An 18,576-nucleotide genomic window follows, 5' to 3' on the forward strand; every position below is an offset into this window, starting at 1 on the left:
CCCTGGGGTACTCCAGCGCCCACCACGGCAACGGCCGGTGGAACGGCGTCGCCATCCTCAGCCGGGTGGGCATCGACGACGTGGTCGACGGCTTCTGCGAGGGGTTGGAGGCCGACCCCGACAACCGCCTGATCTCGGCCACGTGCGGCGGGGTGCGGGTGTCCAGCGTGTACGTGCCCAACGGGCGCGCCGTGGGCAGCGACCACTACGCCTACAAGCTGTCGTGGCTGGAGCGACTGCGCCGCCATCTGGAGAACACCACCGACCCCCGCTCGCCCGTCGCCGTGTGCGGCGACTTCAACGTGGCGCCCGAGGACCGCGACGTGTGGGACCCGTCGGCGTTCGTCGGCTCGACCCACGTGACCGGTCCCGAGCGGGCCGCCCTGGCCCACCTGCGGGAGTGGGGCCTGGTCGACGCCTTCCGGCTGGTCCGCCAGGAGGACCGGCTTTTCACGTACTGGGACTACCGGGCGGGCGACTTCCACAACCACCGCGGCATGCGCATCGACCTGGTCCTCGTGTCGAAGCCGCTGGCCGAGCGGGTGACGTTCACGCTGGTGGACCGCAACGCGCGCAAGGGAAAGCTCCCGTCCGACCACGCGCCCCTGCTGGTGGACGTGGCGGACTGAGGGCCCGCGCAGGCGTCAGCGAGCGAGGCTGAGGCGCCGCAGGTCGAGCAGGTCGGCGGGGGAGACCCGCCACTCGTCCTCGCCGAACAGGTCGAACGGCAGGGGGAGGGCGGCCGCGCCCGAGCCGCTGAGCAGCGGGGGCCGGCGGGGGTCACGGGTGCCGGCGCTGCCGCCGCGGCCACGCGAGATGACGAGCCCGAAGTCGGGGTCGGGGACGGCGTCGAGGGCCGCCCGCACGCCGTGCAGGCCCCGGAACCGCTCCCACGCCTCCTCGTCGGTGAAGGCGACCTCGAAGACCACGCCCCAGGTGTGGCGGTGCCACGACCAGTCGACGGCACCGGTGGACAAGGCGGACTCGACCAGGGCGTCGCCATGGGCGTCGGCCCACAGGGAAGCCGCCGACGACCCGTCGATCACCTCGATGGACATCCAGTGCGGCATGGCTCCCGTCATCCTAGGTGGCACGAACGGCCGGCACGGACGAGCGGCAACCCTCAGCTCCCGAGCTGCATGCGCAGCTTGCCGAGCCCGGACCCCAGGGCCTCGCGCAACTCCGCCCTCGACATGCCCGTCTCGTTGTGCAGCTGCTTCATCGAGCACGGTTGGGCGCCGTCGAGGCCGTAGTGCCGGGTGATCACCTGGCGTTCGACGGCGTCGAGGGCGGCGAACAGGCGGGGGGAGCGGGCGTGGAGGTCGAGCAGGTCCTCGTCGACCTCACCCTGGGGGTCGGCGACCTCCGGGCCGGTGTCGGGATAGGGCCACCCGTCCTCCGCCGGCCACAGGAAGGTACGCATGTCGTTGTTGTCGCGCCGCGCGTGGTGGCGAGTCAACCCCTGTTTGGATTTCGCAGCCATTCCGACAGCGCGTCGGCCTCGAGGCGCGCATGCTCGGCCAGGCCCGACACGATCGCCTTCTCCACCCGGCCGCCGACCAACGGGAAGCGGACGGTCACCTCGCCCTCGGTGAGCCGCCGGGTGCCGTCGCTGTCCGGCTCCACCCGGGTGGTGTAGGACGCCTTCAGGCGCCCCCCGTAGTGGTCGGGGCGGACCCGGTGGTCCCCCCGGTGCGAGCGCAGGTCGTAGGAGGTGTCCTCCACCCACGTGAGGCGGTCGGGGTCGACCACGGCGGTGACCGCCGGGGCGAGGTCGCCGGTGAAGCGGTAGCGGACCCGCCGGCGCACCACGTCGCCGTCGACCTCGTGCGACAGCACCTCCGGCGCCCCCAGCCCGGGCAGCCGGGAGAGCTCGGAGACGAAGGCGGGGTCGAGCAGGGCGGCCTCCACCACGTCGGGCGGGCCGTCGAAGCGCTGCTCGACCCGGAACCGCACCGGTGGAGACTACGAGCCGCAGGCCGCCAGCACGGCGAGCAGGGTGTCGCCGTAGCGCTGGGCCTTCACCGGCCCGAGGCCCGGGAGCGCCAGCAACTCGGCCCGGTTGCGCGGGCGGGCCTCGGCCACCGCGGCCAGGGTGGCGTCGTGGAAGATGACGTGGGCGGGCACGCCCGAGGCCTGCGCCGCCTGCGCCCGCCACGTGGTGAGCGCCTCCCACACGGCCGGGTCGGCGCCGGCGCCGGGGCGGTGGCGGCCGGGGCCGGGGCCGGGCAGGGCGCGCAGCCTGGCCCGCTCGGCGGCGAGGCGCTCGCGCCACTCCCCGGGCGTGCCGCCGGCGGCCATGGCCGCCACCGCGTCCTCGATGGCGCCCAGCAGGGGCGACGGGCTTCGGGCGACCGACGACGAGCCGAACGTGCGCCGCTCGGCCCAGCTCACGTGGACCTCGTCGACCGCCCGGGTGAGGGCGACGTGCAGCAGCCGCCGCTCCTCCGACTCCGCCGCCGGGGTGGTGGCGTGGCCGATGGGGACCAGCCCCTTCTCCAGGCCGGTGACGAACACCACCGGCCACTCGAGGCCCTTGGCCCGGTGGAAGGTCGCCAGCTCGACGGCGTCGGTGGGCCGCCCGCCGTCGGCGCCGTCGCCCCGGTCGCCGGCCGCCAGCCAGGCGACGAACCCGTCGACGGTGGCGGCGGCGTCGACCGCCGCGTAGTCGTGGCCCATGCGGACGACGGCCTCCAGGTTGGCCCGGCGCTCCTCGGCGCCGCCCTCGGCGGCCGCCGCCTCGACGTCGGCCAGGCGGGAGACGAACGGCGTGGTGGGGGGGAGCGACCGCAGGTGCTCGAGGGCCGCCTGCACCTCGGGCAGGCGGAGCAGCAGCGCCCCGCCGCCCAGGCGGCACGGGATGCCGGCGGCCCGGAGGCGCTCCTCGAACAGCACCAGCTGGGCGTTGGTGCGGGCCAGGACGGCCAGGTGGGACCACGGCACGCCGGGCCGGTGGGCCCGACGCAGGGCCCGGGCCACGCCGCGGGCCTCGTCGGCGTCGGTGTCGTACGGTCGCACCGCCGGCAGGGCCCCGTCGCCCCGCACGGCGGTGACGTCGTGCCCGCCGTCGCCACCGCCGCCGCCCAGCACGGCCCGGCCCACGGCCACGATCTGCGCCGTGGAGCGGTAGTTGCGGTCCAGCCGCACCACCTCGGCGCCCGGGAAGCGGCGCTCGAAGCCGGTGAGCAGCGTGGGGTCGGCGCCGTTCCAGGAGTAGATGGCCTGGTCGGGGTCGCCCACCACGCACAGGTCGCTGCGGTCGCCCAGCCAGCCCTGGAGGAGGCGGAACTGCACCGGGTTCACGTCCTGGAACTCGTCCACGAACAGGTGGCGGAACCGCCAGCGCTGGGCCGCCGCGAACTCCCGGTCCTGCTCCAGGGCCAGGGCGCACAGCATCAGCAGGTCGTCGAAGTCGACCAGGCCCTTGCGGCGCTTCTCGTTCTCGTAGCGCTCGTAGAGGACCGCCATGGTGGCCGGCGGGACCGGGGGGCGCCGGCCGGCGGCCTCCACCTCGGCCTCGTACCGCGACGGGGGGACGAGGCGGGCCTTGGCCCACTCGATCTCGGCGGCCAGGTCGCCGGGCTGGACGGTCGCCCTGGCCGCCGCGCCGGTCCGGGCGCGGGGGAGCAGCGGCGCCAGCAGGCGGGCCTTGCGCTCGAGCAGCACCGGCGGGCGCTCGCCCCGGTCGGCCCATCGCCGCCGCAGCTGGGCGTAGGCCACGGCGTGGAACGTGCCGGCGGCGATGGGCTCGCGCACCCCGAGCGACCCCAGGCGGCCCCGCAGCTCGCCCGCCGCCTTGCGGGTGAAGGTCAAGGTGAGCACGCGGGCGGCGTCGGCCTGCCCGGTGGCGACGCGGTGGGCGATGCGGCGGGTGAGCACCCGCGTCTTGCCGGAGCCGGCCGGCGCCAGGACGCACAGCGGTTGCGCCTCCGACACCACCGCCCGGAGCTGAGCGGGGTCGAGCCCCTCGAGCAACGCCATACCGGCGAACGTACCGACGGGGTGTGACCGCGCGGTGGATGGTCGCGGTCGCGTCGAGGCGAGCACGACCGGAGCCCGGACGCGGAACGGCCCCAAGTAGCCGCTCCGCTTGCGCTTCGCTGCTCCTCGGGGCCGGTCCAGGTCGGATCTCAGCTTCCTGACGCCTTCCCACCTTCCCGCCTTTCGGCGGTCCGGCGTTCCGGCGACGTTTTGGCTTCGATCCTCTCCAGCCTGACGTTCCCGCCTTGCCGTGGCGAGTGACCTGGGGCCACTCCTCCTCGGCGCCGCGGTGGCGTCGTGCTGAAGTGATGGCAGTGTGAACCCTGGCGCGGCGGCCGTCAAGAGCCAGGAGGAAAATCCTCAGCTCGTCCCCGGACATTCCCGGTTGTCCCCACGTCGGTCCACACGGCGTCCCCAGACCGGTGTCAGCCAGGCGGCGCCGATGGTGCGGTCGTGCGGCTCCAGGTGGTCGGGGTGGGCGGCGTTGACGAGCAGCACCTCGAAGTCGCCATTCCAGCAGTAGCAGGCGCGCCCCATTGGACTTCGGGCCGGTGAGGGCCCAGCAGTCATTGCGCTGCTCGCCGTCTCGTGTTTAGACTCCCGCCACGGCGCGTGATCGTGTCCGTTCTTAGCGGGGGGCATGGCGATGATGAAGCGAGCATTTGCATTCGCCGCGTTGGCGGCCATTGCGGGGGCGGGGTTCGTGAGCCCGGCGGGGTCGCAGGACGTGCCCCCCCACTCGCACCTGCTCCTGACCGGGATCGAACTCGACGAAACCGGCGAGTGGCCCCTCAGCATCAAAAAGTGCAGGCCGTTGGCGAATGGCCACTCGGTTCCCCTCCAGGCGCACCACGCCAACCTCCACACGGGGCGTGCCGGCGAGGCCCTGTGGGAGGCCGGCAACGCCGTGGTGCCCGTGTTCCCCGGGGACACGCCCTGGGAGGACTGTGAGACCCTCATGGAGTTCTTCTTCGGGTAGGACGGCCGGCGCTGGTAGCGCCAAGTAGACGGAAGCGGCTCAGGACCCGGCGCTCCCGCCGGGTCCCTGAGCCGGCCGCCGCGGGCGCCGGCCTGCGCCAGGGCGAGGTGGCGGGGCCGCTCCGGTCTCCCGGAACGGTCGTCCGGTAGGTTCAACCGCCGTGCTCCAGGCCTTCGCCGACGGGCGGCTGTTCGGTTCCTCCTTCGGGTCGGGCCGCCCGGCCGTGCTGGCGCTTCACGGGTGGGGGCGGTCGTCAGCCGACTTCCGCGCCACCCTCGACGGCCTCGACGCGGTGGCCCTCGACCTGCCCGGCTTCGGCGCCACGCCCGAACCGCCCGAGGCGTGGGGGGCGGCCGAGTACGCGGCGGCGGTGGCACCCGTGCTGGACGAGATGGCGATGCCCGCCGTCGTGCTCGGCCACTCCTTCGGCGGCCGGGTGGCCGTCCACTTGGCGGCGGCGCACCCCGACCGGGTCGGCGGGCTGGTGCTGACCGGCGTCCCCCTCGTCCGCCGGCCCGACGCGCCCGGGCGCCGGCCGGCGCCGGCGTTCCGGGTCGGCAGGGCGCTCCACCGGCGGGGCCTGCTCTCCGACGGGCGCATGGAGGCGCTCCGCCGGCGCTACGGCTCGGCCGACTACCGGGCGGCCGGCGGCGTGATGCGCTCGGTCCACGTGCGCGCCGTCAACGAGACCTACGACGACGTGCTTCCCCGCGTCGCCTGCCCCGTCGAGCTGGTGTGGGGCGACGACGACGCCGACGTCCCGGTGGCCGTGGCCGAGGCGGCGAGCCGGCTCCTGGGCGACGCCACCCTGCACCTCGTGCCCGGGGCCGGCCACCACACGCCCCTCACCGCGCCGGCGGCCCTGCGCGAGGCCGTCGCCCGCCGCCTGGCCGCGCCGGCATGAGCGTGCTCGCGGTGGTCGCCGGCCTGGTGGCCGGCGCCGTGGCCGGCCTGCGCTGGCTGCGGGTGGCGCAGCGCGAGCACTACCTGCCCGGGTCGGTCTCCCGCTTCGCCGTCCGCTGGTGGTCGCTCGGGGCGAACCGCGTGCTCGCGGTGGCCGTCGCCCTCGGGGTGGTGCTGTCGGTCGGCTCGCCGCTGTCGGCCGTGGTCGCCGCCGGCGCGGTGGCGGCCGGGCCGTTCGGGCTCTCGCTCCGGGGGCGCACGGCCAAGCTGGCGTGGACGCGCCGGCTCAAGACGCTGGCCGCCGTCTGGGCCACCGCCCAGGGCTGCGTCGTCGCCGTCGGCGTGGTCACGGGTGACGGGCCGACGGTGGCGGTGCTGGCCGCCGCGCTCACCCCGGTGCTGGTCGACGTCGCCCTCGCGGTGACCGCCCCCCTCGAGCGCAAGCTGGTGGAGCCGTTCGTGCGCGACGCCGCCGCCCGCCTGGCCAAGGTGGGGCCCACCGTCGTCGCCATCACCGGCTCCTACGGAAAGACCACGACCAAGGGCTACGTGGCCCATCTGGTCGCCGGCAGCCGGTCGGTGGTCGCCACCCCGGCCAGCTTCAACAACCGGGCCGGGCTGGCCCGGGCCGTGAACGAGAACCTGACGCCGGGGACGGAGGTCTTCGTGGCCGAGATGGGCACCTACGGCCGGGGCGAGATCGCCGAGCTGTGCCGGTGGTGCCCGCCCGACGTGGCCGTCATCACCGCCATCGGGCCCGTCCACCTCGAGCGCATGGGCAGCGAGGAGAACATCACCGCCGCCAAGGCCGAGATCCTGGAACGGGCCCGGGTGGCCGTTCTCAACGTCGACTCCCCCCACCTGGCCGAGCTGGCCGCCGGCCGCACGGCGGCGGGCCGGAAGGTGGTGCGGTGCTCGGGTGCCTCGCCCGACGCCGACGTCGCCGTGGTCGACGGTGAGGTGCGCGTCGGCGGACGCATGGTCGGCACGTCGGGCGGCGGGCACCCCACCAACGTGGCGTGCGCGGTGGCGGCCGCCCTGGAGGTGGGCGTGGCCGAGGACGACCTCGCGGCGCGCCTGGGGGGCCTGCCCACGGCCCAGCACCGCCTCACCGTGTCGACGACGGCCTCGGGGGCGACGGTCATCGACGACACGTACAACGCCAACCCGGCCGGCGCGGCCAGGGCGCTGGAGGCGCTGGCCCGCCACGGTGCGCCGGGGAAGCTGCGGGTCGTCGTCACGCCCGGCATGGTGGAGCTGGGCGGGCGCCAGCACGAGGAGAACGCCCGGTTCGCCGAGGCGGCGGCCGAGGCGGCCACCCACCTGCTGGTCGTCGGCCACACCAACCGGCGGGCGCTGCTGGAGGGCGCGGCCGGGCGGGGTGCGCGAGTGGTGCCGGTCGAGACGAGAGAGCAGGCTGTGGCGTGGGTACGGGACCACGTCGGCGAGGGCGACGCCGTCCTCTACGAGAACGACCTGCCCGACCACTTCCCCTGACCCGCCGCCGCCCGTCCGCCCGTCCGCCCGATCGCGACCACGCCGAGGAGCGCAACCGTTGCCCAAGCCCGCCGTCCTCTTCGGAGGGCCGTCCCCCGAGCACGACGTGAGCATCCTCACCGGCCTCCAGGCGGCCCGCGCCCTGGGCGACGTCACCGGCGTCTACTGGGCCAAGGACGGGCGCTTCTGGGAGGTGGACGCCGGCCTGGAGGCGGAGGCGTTCGCCGACGGCGTCCCCCGCCGGGCGGGCCAGCTGCGCCTCCAGGCGGGCGAGGGCCTGCTCGGCCGGCGCCGGGCGCTCGAGCTGTCGGCCGTCGTCAACTGCTGCCACGGCGGACCGGGAGAGGACGGGAGCGTCCAGGCCGCGCTCGACCTGGCCGGCATCGCCTACACCGGGCCCACCGTGGCGGGGGCGGCCCTCGGCATGGACAAGCTGGCGTTCGGGGGCGTGGTGACCGCCGCCGGGCTGCCGTCGCTGCCGCGCGTGGCGCTCACCCCGTCGACCACCGGGGTCCCGTGGGAGGGGCCGTGCATCGTGAAGCCGCGTTTCGGGGGCAGCTCGATCGGAATCCAGGTGGTCAGGGACGTGGCCACGGCGGTGGCCCTGCTGCCGGCCGTCCCCCACCTGCGGGCCGGCGCCGTGGCCGAGCCGTACCGCCGGGACGCCTACGACCTCAACGTGTCCGTGCGGTCGTGGCCCGACCTGCAGCTGTCGAACATCGAGCGCCCGCTGAGGGCGGCGGGCGGCGACATCCTCGGGTACGGCGACAAGTACCTGGGCGGCGAGGGCATGGCCAGTGCGCCGCGCGAGCTGCCCGCCGCCGTCCCCGACGCGGTGGCCGACCGCCTGCGGGAGATGGCCCGCACGGTGGCGGGGCTGGTCGGCCTGCGGGGCGTCGCCCGCATCGACTTCCTGGCCGCCGGCGACGACGGGCACGAGCTCTACGTCAACGAGATCAACACCATCCCGGGGTCGCTGGCCCGCTACCTGTGGGTCGACCCGGCCGTCCCCTTCCGCCGCCTCCTCGACGACATGTTGGAGGAGGCGGTGCGCCGACCGTCGTTCGCGTGGAGCACGCAGGGTGCGGACGGGACGGCGCTGCGGGCAGCCGGGGGCATCGCCGACAAGCTGGCCTGAGCGGTCGCGTGATCGACGTGCCTCCCGAGCGGTTCGGTGAGCTGGTGGCCGAGGCCCTCGACGACCTCCCGCCCGAGCTGGGGCGCCTCATGGAGAACGTGGCGGTGGTGGTGAACGACACGTCGCCCCCGGCCGGGCTGCTCGGGCTGTACGAGGGCATCCCCCTCACCGAGCGCTACGAGTACGGCGGCTTCGCCCTGCCCGACCGCATCACCATCTTCCGCCGGGCGATCTGCGCCGTGTGCGACCAGGAGGACGAGGTCACCGAGCAGGTCCGGGTCACCGTCGTCCACGAGGTGGCCCACCACTTCGGCATCGACGACGACCGCCTCGACGAGCTCGGCTGGTCGTAGGGCCGGAGGCGGGGCCGGTCAGCCGCCGGCCAGGGTGATCCAGCGCTCGGGCGGCACCCGCGCCGGGTTGGCCTCCTCGACGCCCTCGTCGGAGGGGTTGAGCGCCACGAGCACGTCGGGGTCGGCCGGCGGGGAGATGTCGGCCTCGAACGTCACCTTGCCGTCCACGATGCGCACCTTCGGGGCGGGGTTGTCCATGACGCCACAGGTACGCCTTCGGGGGCGCTCGTGTCCAGAGGTTTCGCGCCGGGGGCCGTCGTAGGATCGCCCGAGCCGAGGGGAGAGGAGAACGATGCGCTGGACGCTGCCGCCCGACAAGGTCCCGGAGGCCTGGTTCAACGTGGTGCCGAGCCTGCCCACGCCCCTGGACCCGCCCCTCCACCCGGCCACGCGCGAGCCGGTGGGCCCCGACGACCTGGCGCCGCTGTTCCCGATGGCGCTGATCGGCCAGGAGGTGTCGGCCGAGCCGTGGATCGACGTCCCCGGCGAGGTGCTGGACGTGCTGCGGCTGTGGCGGCCCACCCCGCTGGTGCGGGCGACCCGCCTGGAACAGGCGCTCGACACCCCGGCCCGGGTCTACTTCAAGGACGAGTCGGTGTCGCCGGCCGGGTCGCACAAGCCGAACACGGCGGTCCCCCAGGCCTTCTACAACAAGGCCGAGGGCACGACCCGGCTCGCCACCGAGACCGGCGCCGGGCAGTGGGGGAGCGCCCTGTCGTTCGCCAGCGCCCTGTTCGGGTTGGACTGCATGGTGTACATGGTCCGGGCGTCGTACGACCAGAAGCCGTACCGGCGGATGATGATCGAGACGTGGGGCGGCCGGGTCGTCCCGTCGCCGGTGGCGGACGCGAGCCATCCCGGGTCGCTGGGCAGCGCCATCAGCGACGCCGTCGCCGACGCCGCCTCCCGCCCCGACACGCACTACGCCCTGGGCTCGGTGCTCAACCACGTGCTGCTGCACCAGACCGTCATCGGGCTGGAGGCGAAGGAGCAGCTGGCCCTGGCGGGCGAGGAGCGCCCCGACGTGGTGATCGGGTCGTGCGGCGGCGGGTCGAACCTGGGCGGGCTGGCGCTGCCCTTCGTGGCCGACGAGGGGGTCCGCCTGGTGGCCGTCGAGCCGTCCTCGTGCCCCACGCTGACGGCCGGTCGCTTCGAGTACGACTTCGGCGACACGGCGGGCATGACGCCCCTGCTGTCGATGTACACGCTGGGCCACGACTTCGTGCCGCCGTCGATCCACGCCGGCGGGCTGCGCTACCACGGCGACGCCCCCATCATCTCCAACCTGGTCCGCAGCGGCCGCATGGAGGCGGTCGCCTACCCGCAGTCGAAGGTGTTCGAGGCGGCCGTGCAGTTCGCCCGCACCCAGGGCACCATCGCCGCGCCGGAGACGAGCCACGCCATCCGGGCCGTCGTCGACGAGGCGCTGGCGGCCAAGGAGGAGGGCGAAGAGCGGGTGATCCTGTTCGGGTACTCGGGCCACGGGCTGCTCGACCTGTCGGCCTACGACGACCACCTCCACGACCGGCTCGACGCCTGATGTCCGACCACATTCGTCCGCTTCGCTCAGGCGCAAGGTCTGCGGCCGCTCTCGCCGCCGCAGGCGGCCCCTGCGGCTGCGGACACCGGGAAAGGACAGGGCGGAGGCGGCGCGAGCTTCGCTCGCCCGCCGGAGCACGTTCCAACTCGACCGAATGGAGTGAGCGAAGCGAACGAATGAGGTCGAAGCACTGATGCCGCACTTCGCGCTCAGCGCCGTCGGCGCCGACCGGCCGGGCATCGTGGCCGCCGTCACCGGCGCCCTCGCCGAGTCGGGCTGCAACCTGGAGGACTCGTCGATGACGATCCTGCGGGGGCAGTTCGCCATCATGCTGGTCGTGGCCGGCCCCGAGGGGCTGGACGCGGCCACCCTGGAGAAGGCGCTGGCCGCCCCCGCCGCCGACCTCGACCTCGTCGTCCACGTCCGGCCGATCGACGAGGAGGTGCGCCCGGGCCCGAGCGGGGAGCCGTGGTCGGTGGCCGTCTACGGCGCCGACCGGCCCGGCATCGTGCACCGCTTCACGTCGCTCCTCGCCGACGCCGGCGTCAACGTGGTGGACCTCACCACCCGGGTGATCGGCGAGCCGGCCCGCCCCGTCTACGCCATGATCCTCGAGGTCGCCCTCCCGCCCGGCGCCGACGGCACCGACCTCTCCGCCCGCCTCGTCGCCCTCGCCCGCGAGCTCGGGGTCGAGTGCTCGGCCCACCCCTCCGAGGCCGACATCCTGTGAGGGGAATCGACTCGCAACCGGAGGTTCCGAGCCGAGCCGGCGGTGCTCCGGCCGGGCGGCAGAGCCGCCGGCCTCCGCCCTGTCCTCCCGGCCGGCAGCCGGGGGAGGCCGCCTTCGGCGGCGAGAGCGGCCGCCGGCGATTCTCGTCGTTCGATGGCCGCCCCGCCAGGGGCCGGTGGGGTCTGTGAGGCTCGCCTCGCGGCCAGGGCTCGCCCGGCGAGCCGGCCGTGCCGGCGCCCGGATGCGCTGATGGCGGTGCGGCCGGTGTTGCGGCTGCCGGAGCCGGTGCTGAAGATCAGGGCCGCCGAGGTGGGGAAGGTGGACGAGGCGTGCCGGGACCTGGCCGCCGACCTGATCGACACCATGCGGGCGTCGCCCGCCTGCGTCGGCCTGGCCGCCCCGCAGATCGGCGTGAGCCTGCGGGCGTTCGCCATCGACGTGACCGGGCACCGCAAGGCCCGCTCGTGCCACGGCGAGGTGGTCCTGTTCGACCCCGAGGTCCTGGTGGCGTCCGACCCCGTCCACGGGCGGGAGGGGTGCATGAGCGTGCCCGACCTGACGGGCGACGTGGCCCGCTCCACCCTCGTCGTGGTGCGGGGCCTGACGGTCGACGGGGAGGAGCGGGTGCTGCGCACCGACGCCTTCGAGGCCCGCGCCGTGCAGCACGAGATGGACCACCTGGACGGCCTGCTGTTCCTCGACCGGGTGAGCTCGGCCGACGCCGTGTTCCGGCGCACCGTCTACCGGTAGGGACCGCCCGGCGGGCCGCCGCGCGCTCTACCGTGGGCCCGTGCCCTTCCCGCGGAAGCTGCTGAACGAGGGCGAGGACATCGTCCTCGACCTCCACCCGCACTGGTGGTACTTCGTGAAGCCGGTCGTCGTCCTCGTCGCCGGGATCGTGGGCGCCGTCGCCCTCCGCGACGTCGACGCCGCCCGCATCGCCTTCCTCGTCGTCATCGTGGTCGCTGCCGTGTGGCTGGCGGTCGTGTACGCCAAGTGGGCGACCACCAACGTGGTGGTGACCACCGACCGCCTCATCCACCGGGTGGGCGTGCTCGGCAAGCAGGGCAAGGAGATCCCCCTCGAGCGGGTCAACGACATCGCCGTGAGCCAGACCCTCTTCGAGCGGCTCATCGGCTCGGGCGACGTCACCATCGAGTCGGGTGGCGAGCGGGGCCAGCAGCTCTTCACCGACATCCCCAAGCCCTTCCTCGTCCAGAACGTCATCTACACCGAGATGGAGCGGGCCGGCGCCCGTGACGCGGCCCGGGCGTCGGGGTCGAGGGAGCTGTCCATCCCCGAGCAGCTGGAGAAGCTGGACGAGCTCCGCCAGCGGGGCGTGATCACCCAGGCCGAGTTCGACGCCAAGAAGGCACAGCTGCTCGACCGCATGTAGTCGCCGGCGAGCGGCGGCGCCTCCGCCCGTTTGCGCCGTCGTGTCGTTCGGTAGAGAAACCTCCGGTCGCACGTGGCAGAGGAGGACGACATGTCCCAGCAAGCGACGATGGTGCCGGACGTCCAGCGGGGGACCCCCTCGCTGGTCGGGCCCCAGGGACGGACCTCGATCGCCGACTCGGTGGTCGCCAAGATCGCCGGGATCGCGGCACGCGAGGTCGCCGGCGTCCACCAGATGGGCACGGGCGCCACCCGGGCCTTCGGCTCGATCAAGGAGAGGCTGCCGGTGGGCGGGACCGGGCCGAACCCGACCCAGGGGGTGAAGGTCGAGGTCGGCGAGCGCCAGTCGGCCATCGACGTCGACCTCGTCGCCGAGTACGGCGTCTCCATCCCCGATGTCGCCGAGTCGGTGCGGCGCAACGTCATCGACCGCGTGCAGCGCATGACGGGCCTGGAGGTCACCGAGGTGAACATCGTCGTCGACGACATCTGGCTGGGCGACGAGAGCGAGCCGGCGGAGCCGCGGGCCCAGTGACCACCGAGCGGGCGACCGTCGACCCCGAGGCGGTGGCGCAGGCCGCGGCCGCCTGCCCCGACGTCGCCGGCCTCTCCGAGGGCGTGGTGGGCGAGGTCGCCTCGTACCTTCCGGGCCGGCGGGTGCCGGGCGTGCGCGTCGGCGACGGCGGGGTCGAGGTGCACATCGTCGCCCGGTGGGGCCGGCCGCTCCCCGAGGTGGGCGAGGCCGTCGCCGCCGCCGTGGCGCCCGCCGCCGCCGGCCGGCCCGTACGGGTCTTCGTCGACGACCTGGAGGTGCCCGCCGTTGCCGCCGGGTGACGTCCTCGGGGTCGCCCCCGGGGCCTCGCCCCGCGAGGTCCGGGCCGCGTTCCGCCGGTTCGCGGCCGCCCACCACCCCGACCGGGGCGGCGATCCCGACCGGTTCCGGGCCGGCGTCGACGCCTACCGCCGTCTCACCGGCACGACCACCGTGCCGACGCCGTCCACGGCCACGGCCGACGTCGTGTTCCACCACCGCCGCCGGGGTCTGCGACGGCTGGCCGGGCTGGCCCGCCGCCGCCGCGACGCCCGCCGGCTGCGCTGACCACCAGGAGGGAAGACATGCTGCTCCAGCGATCGACCGTCGGCTTGTTCGTCGGACTCGTGCTCGGCCTCGCCCTCGCCTTCGAGGGCTTCGGCGCCATGCTGATCGTCGCCTTCTGCGGCGCCCTCGGCTTCGTCGTCGTCAAGGTCGTCGAAGGCGAGATCGACGTCACCGAGTACATCAACGGCTCCCGCCGCCCGCCCCGGTGAGCACGACCGCCGTGCGGCCCGACGACCCCACCGTCCCGCTGCCGGCCGGCGGCGGGCGGCTGGAGACCGAGCTCGGCGTGACCACCGTCGCGCCGCGGGTGTGCGAGAAGATCGCGGCACGGGCGGCGGCCGAGGTCGACGGCGTCGAGGTCGTGGCCACCGGGCTCTCCCGGCTGGCGCCGTGGTCGTCGTCGGCGTCGGCCGGCGCCACCGCCGAGGTGAGCGGCCACGCCGTGTCGGTCGACCTCACCGTCGACGTGCGGTACCCGCTGCCCGTCGCCACCACCGCCCGACGGGTCCGCGAGCGGGTGACGGCCCGCCTGGGCGAGCTGGCGGGGCTGGGCGTGCGCGGCGTCACCGTCACCGTCACCGGCCTGCCCGCCCGGTGCCGGGCCCGCCCGGCGAGGGCCCGGTGACGGCCCGCCTCCTGCACCGGGCGGTGGCCGCCGCGCTGGCGCTCGCCCTGCTGGCGGGCGGCGTCGTGGTCGCGGTGGAGATCGCGGTGGCGGCGTTCGGCGCCCAGCCCTGGGTGCTGCCCCACGGCGACTGGTACCGGGCGGGCGTCGCCGACCGGTGGAGCTCGTCGGAGGCGACGTGGCTGTTCCTGGCGGTGGCCGCGGCCGGCGTGGCCCTGCTCGCCCTCCAGGTGGCCCGCCGTCGGCCCGACACCGTCCCCCTGGGTGGGGGCTCGCGGGCGGAGCTGTCCCGGAGGAGCCTGGAGCGGTCTCTGGCCCGCACGGCCCAGCGGGTGGACGGCGTCGCCACCGCCCGGGCCAAGGTCTCGCCGGCGCGGGCGACGGTGGAGGCGGCGACGAACCGCCGTCTGGTGAAGGACCTCCAGCCCCGGGTGGCCGAGGCCACGACGGCGCGGCTGCGCGCCGTTGGGCTGGCCGACACCGCCGTGGCCGTGGCCGTGAAGGCGAGGGACGAGCGGTGAGGAGCTCGGACCGGGCCGACGTCGTCGGCGTGACGCTGGCCGGCGTGCTCCTCCTCGCCGGCGGCGTCTACGGGGTGGCGCGGGGCCTCGGCGCCTTCGGCGAGGAGGCGTCCGACGACCCCGTGATCACCGACGCGGCGCGCTCGTTCGTGGACCGCAACGAGCCGTGGCTGTGGCCGGCGGCGGCGGCCCTGGCCGTCCTGGTCGCCTACGTGGGCTGGCGCTGGCTGCGCCGCCAGCTGGTGGGGGCCCGGGTGACGCGCCTCGACCTCAGCGAGCGGGCGGGCGGGCCGACCTTCGTCCAGGCGGCGCCCGCGGCGGCGGCGCTCGGCCGCGACGTCGAGTCGTACCCGGGCGTGCAGGCCGCCTCGGCCCGGTTCCTGCGCGACGGCTCGCGCCCGGAGGTCGTGCTCACCGTCGAGGTCGACGACGACGCCGACGTGCCGGCCGTCAACCGCCGCATCGAGGAGGAGGCGTTCCCCCGCTTCCGCCAGGCCCTCGAGGTCGACGACGTCGACGCCCGAGTGCGCTACCGCTTCGCCGCCGGCGTGTCCCCGCGGCGCGCCAGATAACGGTCCGTGGCCGCCCCCGCCGCCGCAGGCGGCCCCTACGGCTGCGGACACCGGGAAAAGGGACAGGGCGGAGGCGGGCGAGCTCCGCTCGCCCGCCGGAGCTTGATCCAACTCGAGCGAGTGGAGTGAGCGAAGCGAACGAACGAGGTCGAATCAGCCCGACAGGGGCAGGGTCGGCTCGCGCCGGTCGACCCGGCCGGTCGAGGCCGACCGGCGGGCGGCGGGCCGGACGGCCGCCGGCCGCGCGAAGTAGGCGACGACGGGAGCGCCCTCGGCCGCCGCCCGATCGAGGGAGGCGACGTCGCGGGTGAACCGGTCGTCGTCGGTCGGAGTGTCGCTGACGACGGCGACGGGCACGCCGGCGTCGGCCATCGCCCGGCAGGCGTCGGCCAGCCAGACGGACGCCGCACCCGGCACGGGCCGGGGGAGCGGGAACGGGAGGGAGCGGTGGAGGTCGTCGTCGTCGGCGCCGAGGTGGACGACGTCCAGCGAACGCGCGCAGGCGGTCTCGTAGGCGGCGGCGGTGGCCCGGGCCAGCGCCTGCTCGAGGGGCACGGCCGACGCCGTCCACCAGCGCAGCGCCCGGGTCACGGCGGTGGCGGGCACGCCGGCGCCCGCGCCGTACCGGTCCCTGCGGTCGGCCAGCCAGGCCCCGAGATGGTGACGCTCGATGCCCGCGGACCGCCCGAGCAGGAGGTCGACCAGGAGGCGGTCGAGCTCGTAGACGGGCAGCACCCGGGTGCCGAAGCCGACCACGGCCTGAGGCTGTCGCTCCTTGACCGCTTCGAAGGCCAGCACGTGGGCGGCGAGGAGGTGGTCGAGGCACCGGATGGCGGCCCCCACGTCGAGGCGCCGGCCGGGCGGGCAGTGGCCGCCGAGGTACGACCACAGGGCGGTGACGTTGAGGTCGTCGATCGTCACCCACCGGTGGGTGCGCCCGGCGAAGCGGTCCACCGCCGTCTCCACCCAGCGCCGGAACCGTTCCGGGGAGTCGGGCCGCAGCCAGAAGTCGACGCCCAGCCACGCCGGGTGGGCCCTCCGGTGCAGCGTGACCACCGGCTGGAGCCCGTGGTCGTGGCAGGTCTCCAGCAGCCGGCAGTAGTCGCCCAGGGCCCGCCGGTCGAGGCGCCCGTCGAGCGGCTCGCACCGGGCCCACTCCACGCTGACGCGGGCGGTCCGGCAACCCTGCTCGGCGGCCCGGGCCAGGTCGGCCTCCCAGCGCGGCCACGAGGCGCTGAGCGACGCGCTCCTCGGTGCCCGCCCTTCCGCCTCCCACCACGACCAGTTGTTGGCCGGGAGCCCCGGGCGGTTGTAGCCGCCCTCGGCCTCGAAGCCTCCGACCGCCACGCCCAGGCGCAACGGCCGCGGTCGGGCGAGGGACTCGGCCATGCCGAAGTGTGACACGTGCCACACCCTCTCCGTCGGGCGAACTCGGAGTCCGAACGACCCGGATCCGGTCGTCGGGCGCCGGGTCGGGGCTAGGCCTCGCCCTCGTCGAACAGGGCCTCGCCCCGTCGCAGCCGGAAGGCGATCTGGACGACCTGGGCCAGCTCCCGGCGGGTGGGCGTGTGGGCGGCGAGGAAGCGTGCGCACCCGGCCAGGACGAGCGCTCCCTCCTCCGAGCCGGCCGGCCAGGCCGAGAACTGCCGCACCGCCGCCTCGTAGGTCTGGTACCAGTGGAACCCGGCGTCCTCGGCCAGCAGCGCCCGGCCCAGGGCGGCCACCAGCGCGTCGGGGTCGCCGCCCCGGCGCAGCCAGCCGTAGGCGATGGCGCCCGCCTCGTCCACCCCGCCCTGCCGGTCCCAGCAGGCCTGGAGCTCCTCGAGGCGCACGTCGCCGTCGACGCTGGGCAGCCGTGCCGCCGGGACGTTCAGGAAGCGGTCGAGGTGGACCTTGAGCGCCCCGTGGATCACGCCGCGCAGCAGCTCGGGCGACGGGGCGCGCACGAGCGCCCGGTGGACGGCGTTGGCCGACGTGAAGGCGTGGTGGACGACGTCCCAGTCGCCGTGGTCGTTCTGGGTGTGGAACCGGGTGATGCGCAGCGCCGCCGCGTAGGCGACGGCCCGGCCCAGCTGCTCGGGCGTGGCGCCCGCCGCCACCGCGTCGCACAGCGCGTCGACGATCCCGGCCGGGTCGTCGCCGAGCACGGCCCAGGCGAGCCCGGCGACGTCGTTCCACGTCCCCCGCCGGGGCTCTCCCGCCGCCACCAGGTGGGGCAGGCGGAGCGCCGCGTCCGCCGCCAGTCCCGCCAGGTCGGACGGGTGGCGCCAGCGACCCTCCTCCTCGGAGCGGGCCGCCCGAGCCGTCCCCGGGACCAGCGACGTGAGCACGGCCGCGGCCATGCCGTCGCCCAGCAGCTCCAGCGCCTCGAACGCCTTGTTGGTGAAGTCGACGGTGTGGCCCCCGTCGAGGAAGACGTGGTCGGTGGCGGCCGCCGTCATCATCCGGGCCACGTCGTCCGGGGCCATTCCCGCCTCCAGCGCGGTCAGCAGGGTGCGCTCGGCGGCCGCGGCGTTGCGGTTCTCCACGAACCGCCGGTACCACCCGACGAGCCGCTCGGGCCCCACGTCGCCCGAGCCGAGGGGCCGCAGCGGGAAGCTCGGCGGGCGGCCCCGGGTGTCGCGGGACACGAACGCCAGCCCGTGGACCAGCGCCCGTGGGCGGTCGTGGGGATCGAGGGAGGGGAGGACGTTCGCCATGGCGACGAGCACCGTCAGGCCGGCGCCCCACCCGGCGTCCCGGTAGGTGGTGCCGAACTCCACGCCTTCCCGCACGACCTCCTCGGCGGCCACGCCGGCGTCCAGCAGGGCCAGCGTGGCCTTGGCGGTGACCAGCGTGAGGCCCTGCTCGAGGCCCTCCTCCAGGCGCCGGCGCTGGTGGGCCACCACTGCGGCACGGGCCGCCTCGCCGGCCTCCTCCACCACGACGACCACCCGGCCGTCGTCGATCGACACCGGGTAGGCCCGCACGTCGTCGGCGAAGGGGTTCATGGTGCCGCCCGACGACAGGTCGAAGCGGGCGTGGTGCCAGTGGCACGTCACCAGGCCGTCCTCGACGGTGCCGCGGTGCAGCGGGAAGCCCATGTGCGGGCAGCGGTCGTCCAGGGCGTACGCCCGGCCGTCGGACCAGAACACGCACACCGGCTGGGCGCCCGCCTTCCCGGTGAGGCACCCCTTTTCCCGGAGCTCCTCGACGGTGCCGACGTCTACGCGCACGGTGCCACCGTAGGCCTGCGCGAGGATG

The 18,576-nt window shown here is 75.4% G+C and carries 25 protein-coding genes; 17 read left to right on the forward strand and 8 right to left on the reverse strand.

Annotation, left to right across the window (positions count from 1 at the left end; genetic code table 11):
• The coding region (locus VM242_02340; protein ID HVM03987.1) for an exodeoxyribonuclease III at nucleotides 1–629 on the forward strand (629 nt) is incomplete at its 5' end.
• 15 nt (nucleotides 630–644) lie between these two features.
• On the opposite strand, the gene VM242_02345 is transcribed toward VM242_02340, so the two are convergent.
• The 5 genes from VM242_02345 to VM242_02365 form a co-directional block, all read right to left on the reverse strand.
• Nucleotides 645–1,070, reverse strand: coding sequence for a hypothetical protein (locus VM242_02345; protein ID HVM03988.1), 426 nt, complete (start codon nucleotides 1,068–1,070; stop codon nucleotides 645–647).
• A gap of 53 nt (nucleotides 1,071–1,123) precedes the next feature.
• On the reverse strand, nucleotides 1,124–1,423 hold the full coding sequence (locus VM242_02350) for a hypothetical protein (GenBank protein ID HVM03989.1): 300 nt from the start codon (nucleotides 1,421–1,423) through the stop codon (nucleotides 1,124–1,126).
• Between the two features lie 32 nt (nucleotides 1,424–1,455).
• Nucleotides 1,456–1,956: a DUF2505 domain-containing protein gene (locus tag VM242_02355; protein ID HVM03990.1), complete on the reverse strand. Its 501-nt coding sequence runs from the start codon at nucleotides 1,954–1,956 to the stop codon at nucleotides 1,456–1,458.
• 9 nt (nucleotides 1,957–1,965) lie between these two features.
• Complete coding sequence (locus VM242_02360) at nucleotides 1,966–3,981, reverse strand: ATP-dependent DNA helicase UvrD2 (protein ID HVM03991.1); 2,016 nt, start codon at nucleotides 3,979–3,981, stop codon at nucleotides 1,966–1,968.
• A 360-nt stretch (nucleotides 3,982–4,341) separates the two neighbouring features.
• Complete coding sequence (locus tag VM242_02365; GenBank protein ID HVM03992.1) at nucleotides 4,342–4,518, reverse strand: hypothetical protein; 177 nt, start codon at nucleotides 4,516–4,518, stop codon at nucleotides 4,342–4,344.
• Between the two features lie 103 nt (nucleotides 4,519–4,621).
• Here VM242_02365 and VM242_02370 point away from each other — a divergent pair, with 103 nt between their 5' ends.
• The 5 genes from VM242_02370 (at nucleotide 4,622) to VM242_02390 (ending at nucleotide 8,851) form a co-directional block, all read left to right on the forward strand.
• The gene (locus tag VM242_02370) at nucleotides 4,622–4,960 is read left to right on the forward strand and encodes a hypothetical protein (GenBank protein ID HVM03993.1); all 339 of its coding nucleotides are present in this window, start codon (nucleotides 4,622–4,624) and stop codon (nucleotides 4,958–4,960) included.
• 160 nt (nucleotides 4,961–5,120) lie between these two features.
• The gene (locus VM242_02375; protein ID HVM03994.1) at nucleotides 5,121–5,864 is read left to right on the forward strand and encodes an alpha/beta hydrolase; all 744 of its coding nucleotides are present in this window, start codon (nucleotides 5,121–5,123) and stop codon (nucleotides 5,862–5,864) included.
• A complete protein-coding gene (locus tag VM242_02380; protein HVM03995.1) occupies nucleotides 5,861–7,360 on the forward strand; it encodes a Mur ligase family protein in 1,500 nt (499 codons plus the stop codon). Before VM242_02375 ends, VM242_02380 begins: the two co-directional genes overlap by 4 nt.
• 58 nt (nucleotides 7,361–7,418) lie before the next feature.
• Complete coding sequence (locus VM242_02385; GenBank protein ID HVM03996.1) at nucleotides 7,419–8,498, forward strand: hypothetical protein; 1,080 nt, start codon at nucleotides 7,419–7,421, stop codon at nucleotides 8,496–8,498.
• An 8-nt stretch (nucleotides 8,499–8,506) separates the two neighbouring features.
• A complete protein-coding gene (locus VM242_02390; GenBank protein HVM03997.1) occupies nucleotides 8,507–8,851 on the forward strand; it encodes a metallopeptidase family protein in 345 nt (114 codons plus the stop codon).
• Nucleotides 8,852–8,869: 18 nt separating this feature from the next.
• Here VM242_02390 and VM242_02395 read toward each other — a convergent pair whose 3' ends face one another.
• Complete coding sequence (locus tag VM242_02395; protein HVM03998.1) at nucleotides 8,870–9,049, reverse strand: hypothetical protein; 180 nt, start codon at nucleotides 9,047–9,049, stop codon at nucleotides 8,870–8,872.
• A gap of 94 nt (nucleotides 9,050–9,143) precedes the next feature.
• On the opposite strand from VM242_02395, the gene VM242_02400 reads away from it, so the two are divergent.
• From VM242_02400 to VM242_02450, 11 genes are all read left to right on the forward strand, one after another.
• Nucleotides 9,144–10,391: a TrpB-like pyridoxal phosphate-dependent enzyme gene (locus VM242_02400; GenBank protein HVM03999.1), complete on the forward strand. Its 1,248-nt coding sequence runs from the start codon at nucleotides 9,144–9,146 to the stop codon at nucleotides 10,389–10,391.
• A gap of 193 nt (nucleotides 10,392–10,584) precedes the next feature.
• Nucleotides 10,585–11,121, forward strand: coding sequence for an ACT domain-containing protein (locus VM242_02405; GenBank protein HVM04000.1), 537 nt, complete (start codon nucleotides 10,585–10,587; stop codon nucleotides 11,119–11,121).
• 249 nt (nucleotides 11,122–11,370) lie between these two features.
• Nucleotides 11,371–11,871: a peptide deformylase gene (gene def / locus VM242_02410; protein ID HVM04001.1), complete on the forward strand. Its 501-nt coding sequence runs from the start codon at nucleotides 11,371–11,373 to the stop codon at nucleotides 11,869–11,871.
• 40 nt (nucleotides 11,872–11,911) lie between these two features.
• Nucleotides 11,912–12,517: a PH domain-containing protein gene (locus VM242_02415; protein HVM04002.1), complete on the forward strand. Its 606-nt coding sequence runs from the start codon at nucleotides 11,912–11,914 to the stop codon at nucleotides 12,515–12,517.
• Nucleotides 12,518–12,607: 90 nt separating this feature from the next.
• On the forward strand, nucleotides 12,608–13,051 hold the full coding sequence (locus VM242_02420) for an Asp23/Gls24 family envelope stress response protein (GenBank protein HVM04003.1): 444 nt from the start codon (nucleotides 12,608–12,610) through the stop codon (nucleotides 13,049–13,051).
• Nucleotides 13,048–13,350: a hypothetical protein gene (locus tag VM242_02425; GenBank protein ID HVM04004.1), complete on the forward strand. Its 303-nt coding sequence runs from the start codon at nucleotides 13,048–13,050 to the stop codon at nucleotides 13,348–13,350. Before VM242_02420 ends, VM242_02425 begins: the two co-directional genes overlap by 4 nt.
• Nucleotides 13,337–13,615: a DnaJ domain-containing protein gene (locus VM242_02430; GenBank protein ID HVM04005.1), complete on the forward strand. Its 279-nt coding sequence runs from the start codon at nucleotides 13,337–13,339 to the stop codon at nucleotides 13,613–13,615. Before VM242_02425 ends, VM242_02430 begins: the two co-directional genes overlap by 14 nt.
• 17 nt (nucleotides 13,616–13,632) lie before the next feature.
• Nucleotides 13,633–13,824 (forward strand): hypothetical protein, encoded by a 192-nt coding sequence (locus VM242_02435; protein HVM04006.1) that lies wholly within the window; start codon nucleotides 13,633–13,635, stop codon nucleotides 13,822–13,824.
• On the forward strand, nucleotides 13,821–14,240 hold the full coding sequence (locus VM242_02440; protein HVM04007.1) for an Asp23/Gls24 family envelope stress response protein: 420 nt from the start codon (nucleotides 13,821–13,823) through the stop codon (nucleotides 14,238–14,240). Before VM242_02435 ends, VM242_02440 begins: the two co-directional genes overlap by 4 nt.
• Nucleotides 14,237–14,761, forward strand: coding sequence for a DUF6286 domain-containing protein (locus VM242_02445; protein HVM04008.1), 525 nt, complete (start codon nucleotides 14,237–14,239; stop codon nucleotides 14,759–14,761). The genes VM242_02440 and VM242_02445 overlap by 4 nt, the downstream gene beginning before the upstream one ends.
• Nucleotides 14,758–15,333, forward strand: coding sequence for a hypothetical protein (locus VM242_02450; GenBank protein HVM04009.1), 576 nt, complete (start codon nucleotides 14,758–14,760; stop codon nucleotides 15,331–15,333). The genes VM242_02445 and VM242_02450 overlap by 4 nt, the downstream gene beginning before the upstream one ends.
• Nucleotides 15,334–15,486: 153 nt before the next feature.
• Here the strand turns inward: VM242_02450 and VM242_02455 are convergent, their stop codons facing one another.
• Together VM242_02455 and VM242_02460 are read right to left on the reverse strand one after the other, a co-directional pair.
• Nucleotides 15,487–16,737: a family 1 glycosylhydrolase gene (locus tag VM242_02455; protein HVM04010.1), complete on the reverse strand. Its 1,251-nt coding sequence runs from the start codon at nucleotides 16,735–16,737 to the stop codon at nucleotides 15,487–15,489.
• A gap of 74 nt (nucleotides 16,738–16,811) precedes the next feature.
• Nucleotides 16,812–18,548 (reverse strand): Rieske 2Fe-2S domain-containing protein, encoded by a 1,737-nt coding sequence (locus VM242_02460; protein ID HVM04011.1) that lies wholly within the window; start codon nucleotides 18,546–18,548, stop codon nucleotides 16,812–16,814.
• Nucleotides 18,549–18,576: the final 28 nt, after the last annotated feature.

The organism is Acidimicrobiales bacterium, from assembly GCA_035540975.1.
In the GTDB taxonomy this organism is placed as follows: Bacteria; Actinomycetota; Acidimicrobiia; order Acidimicrobiales.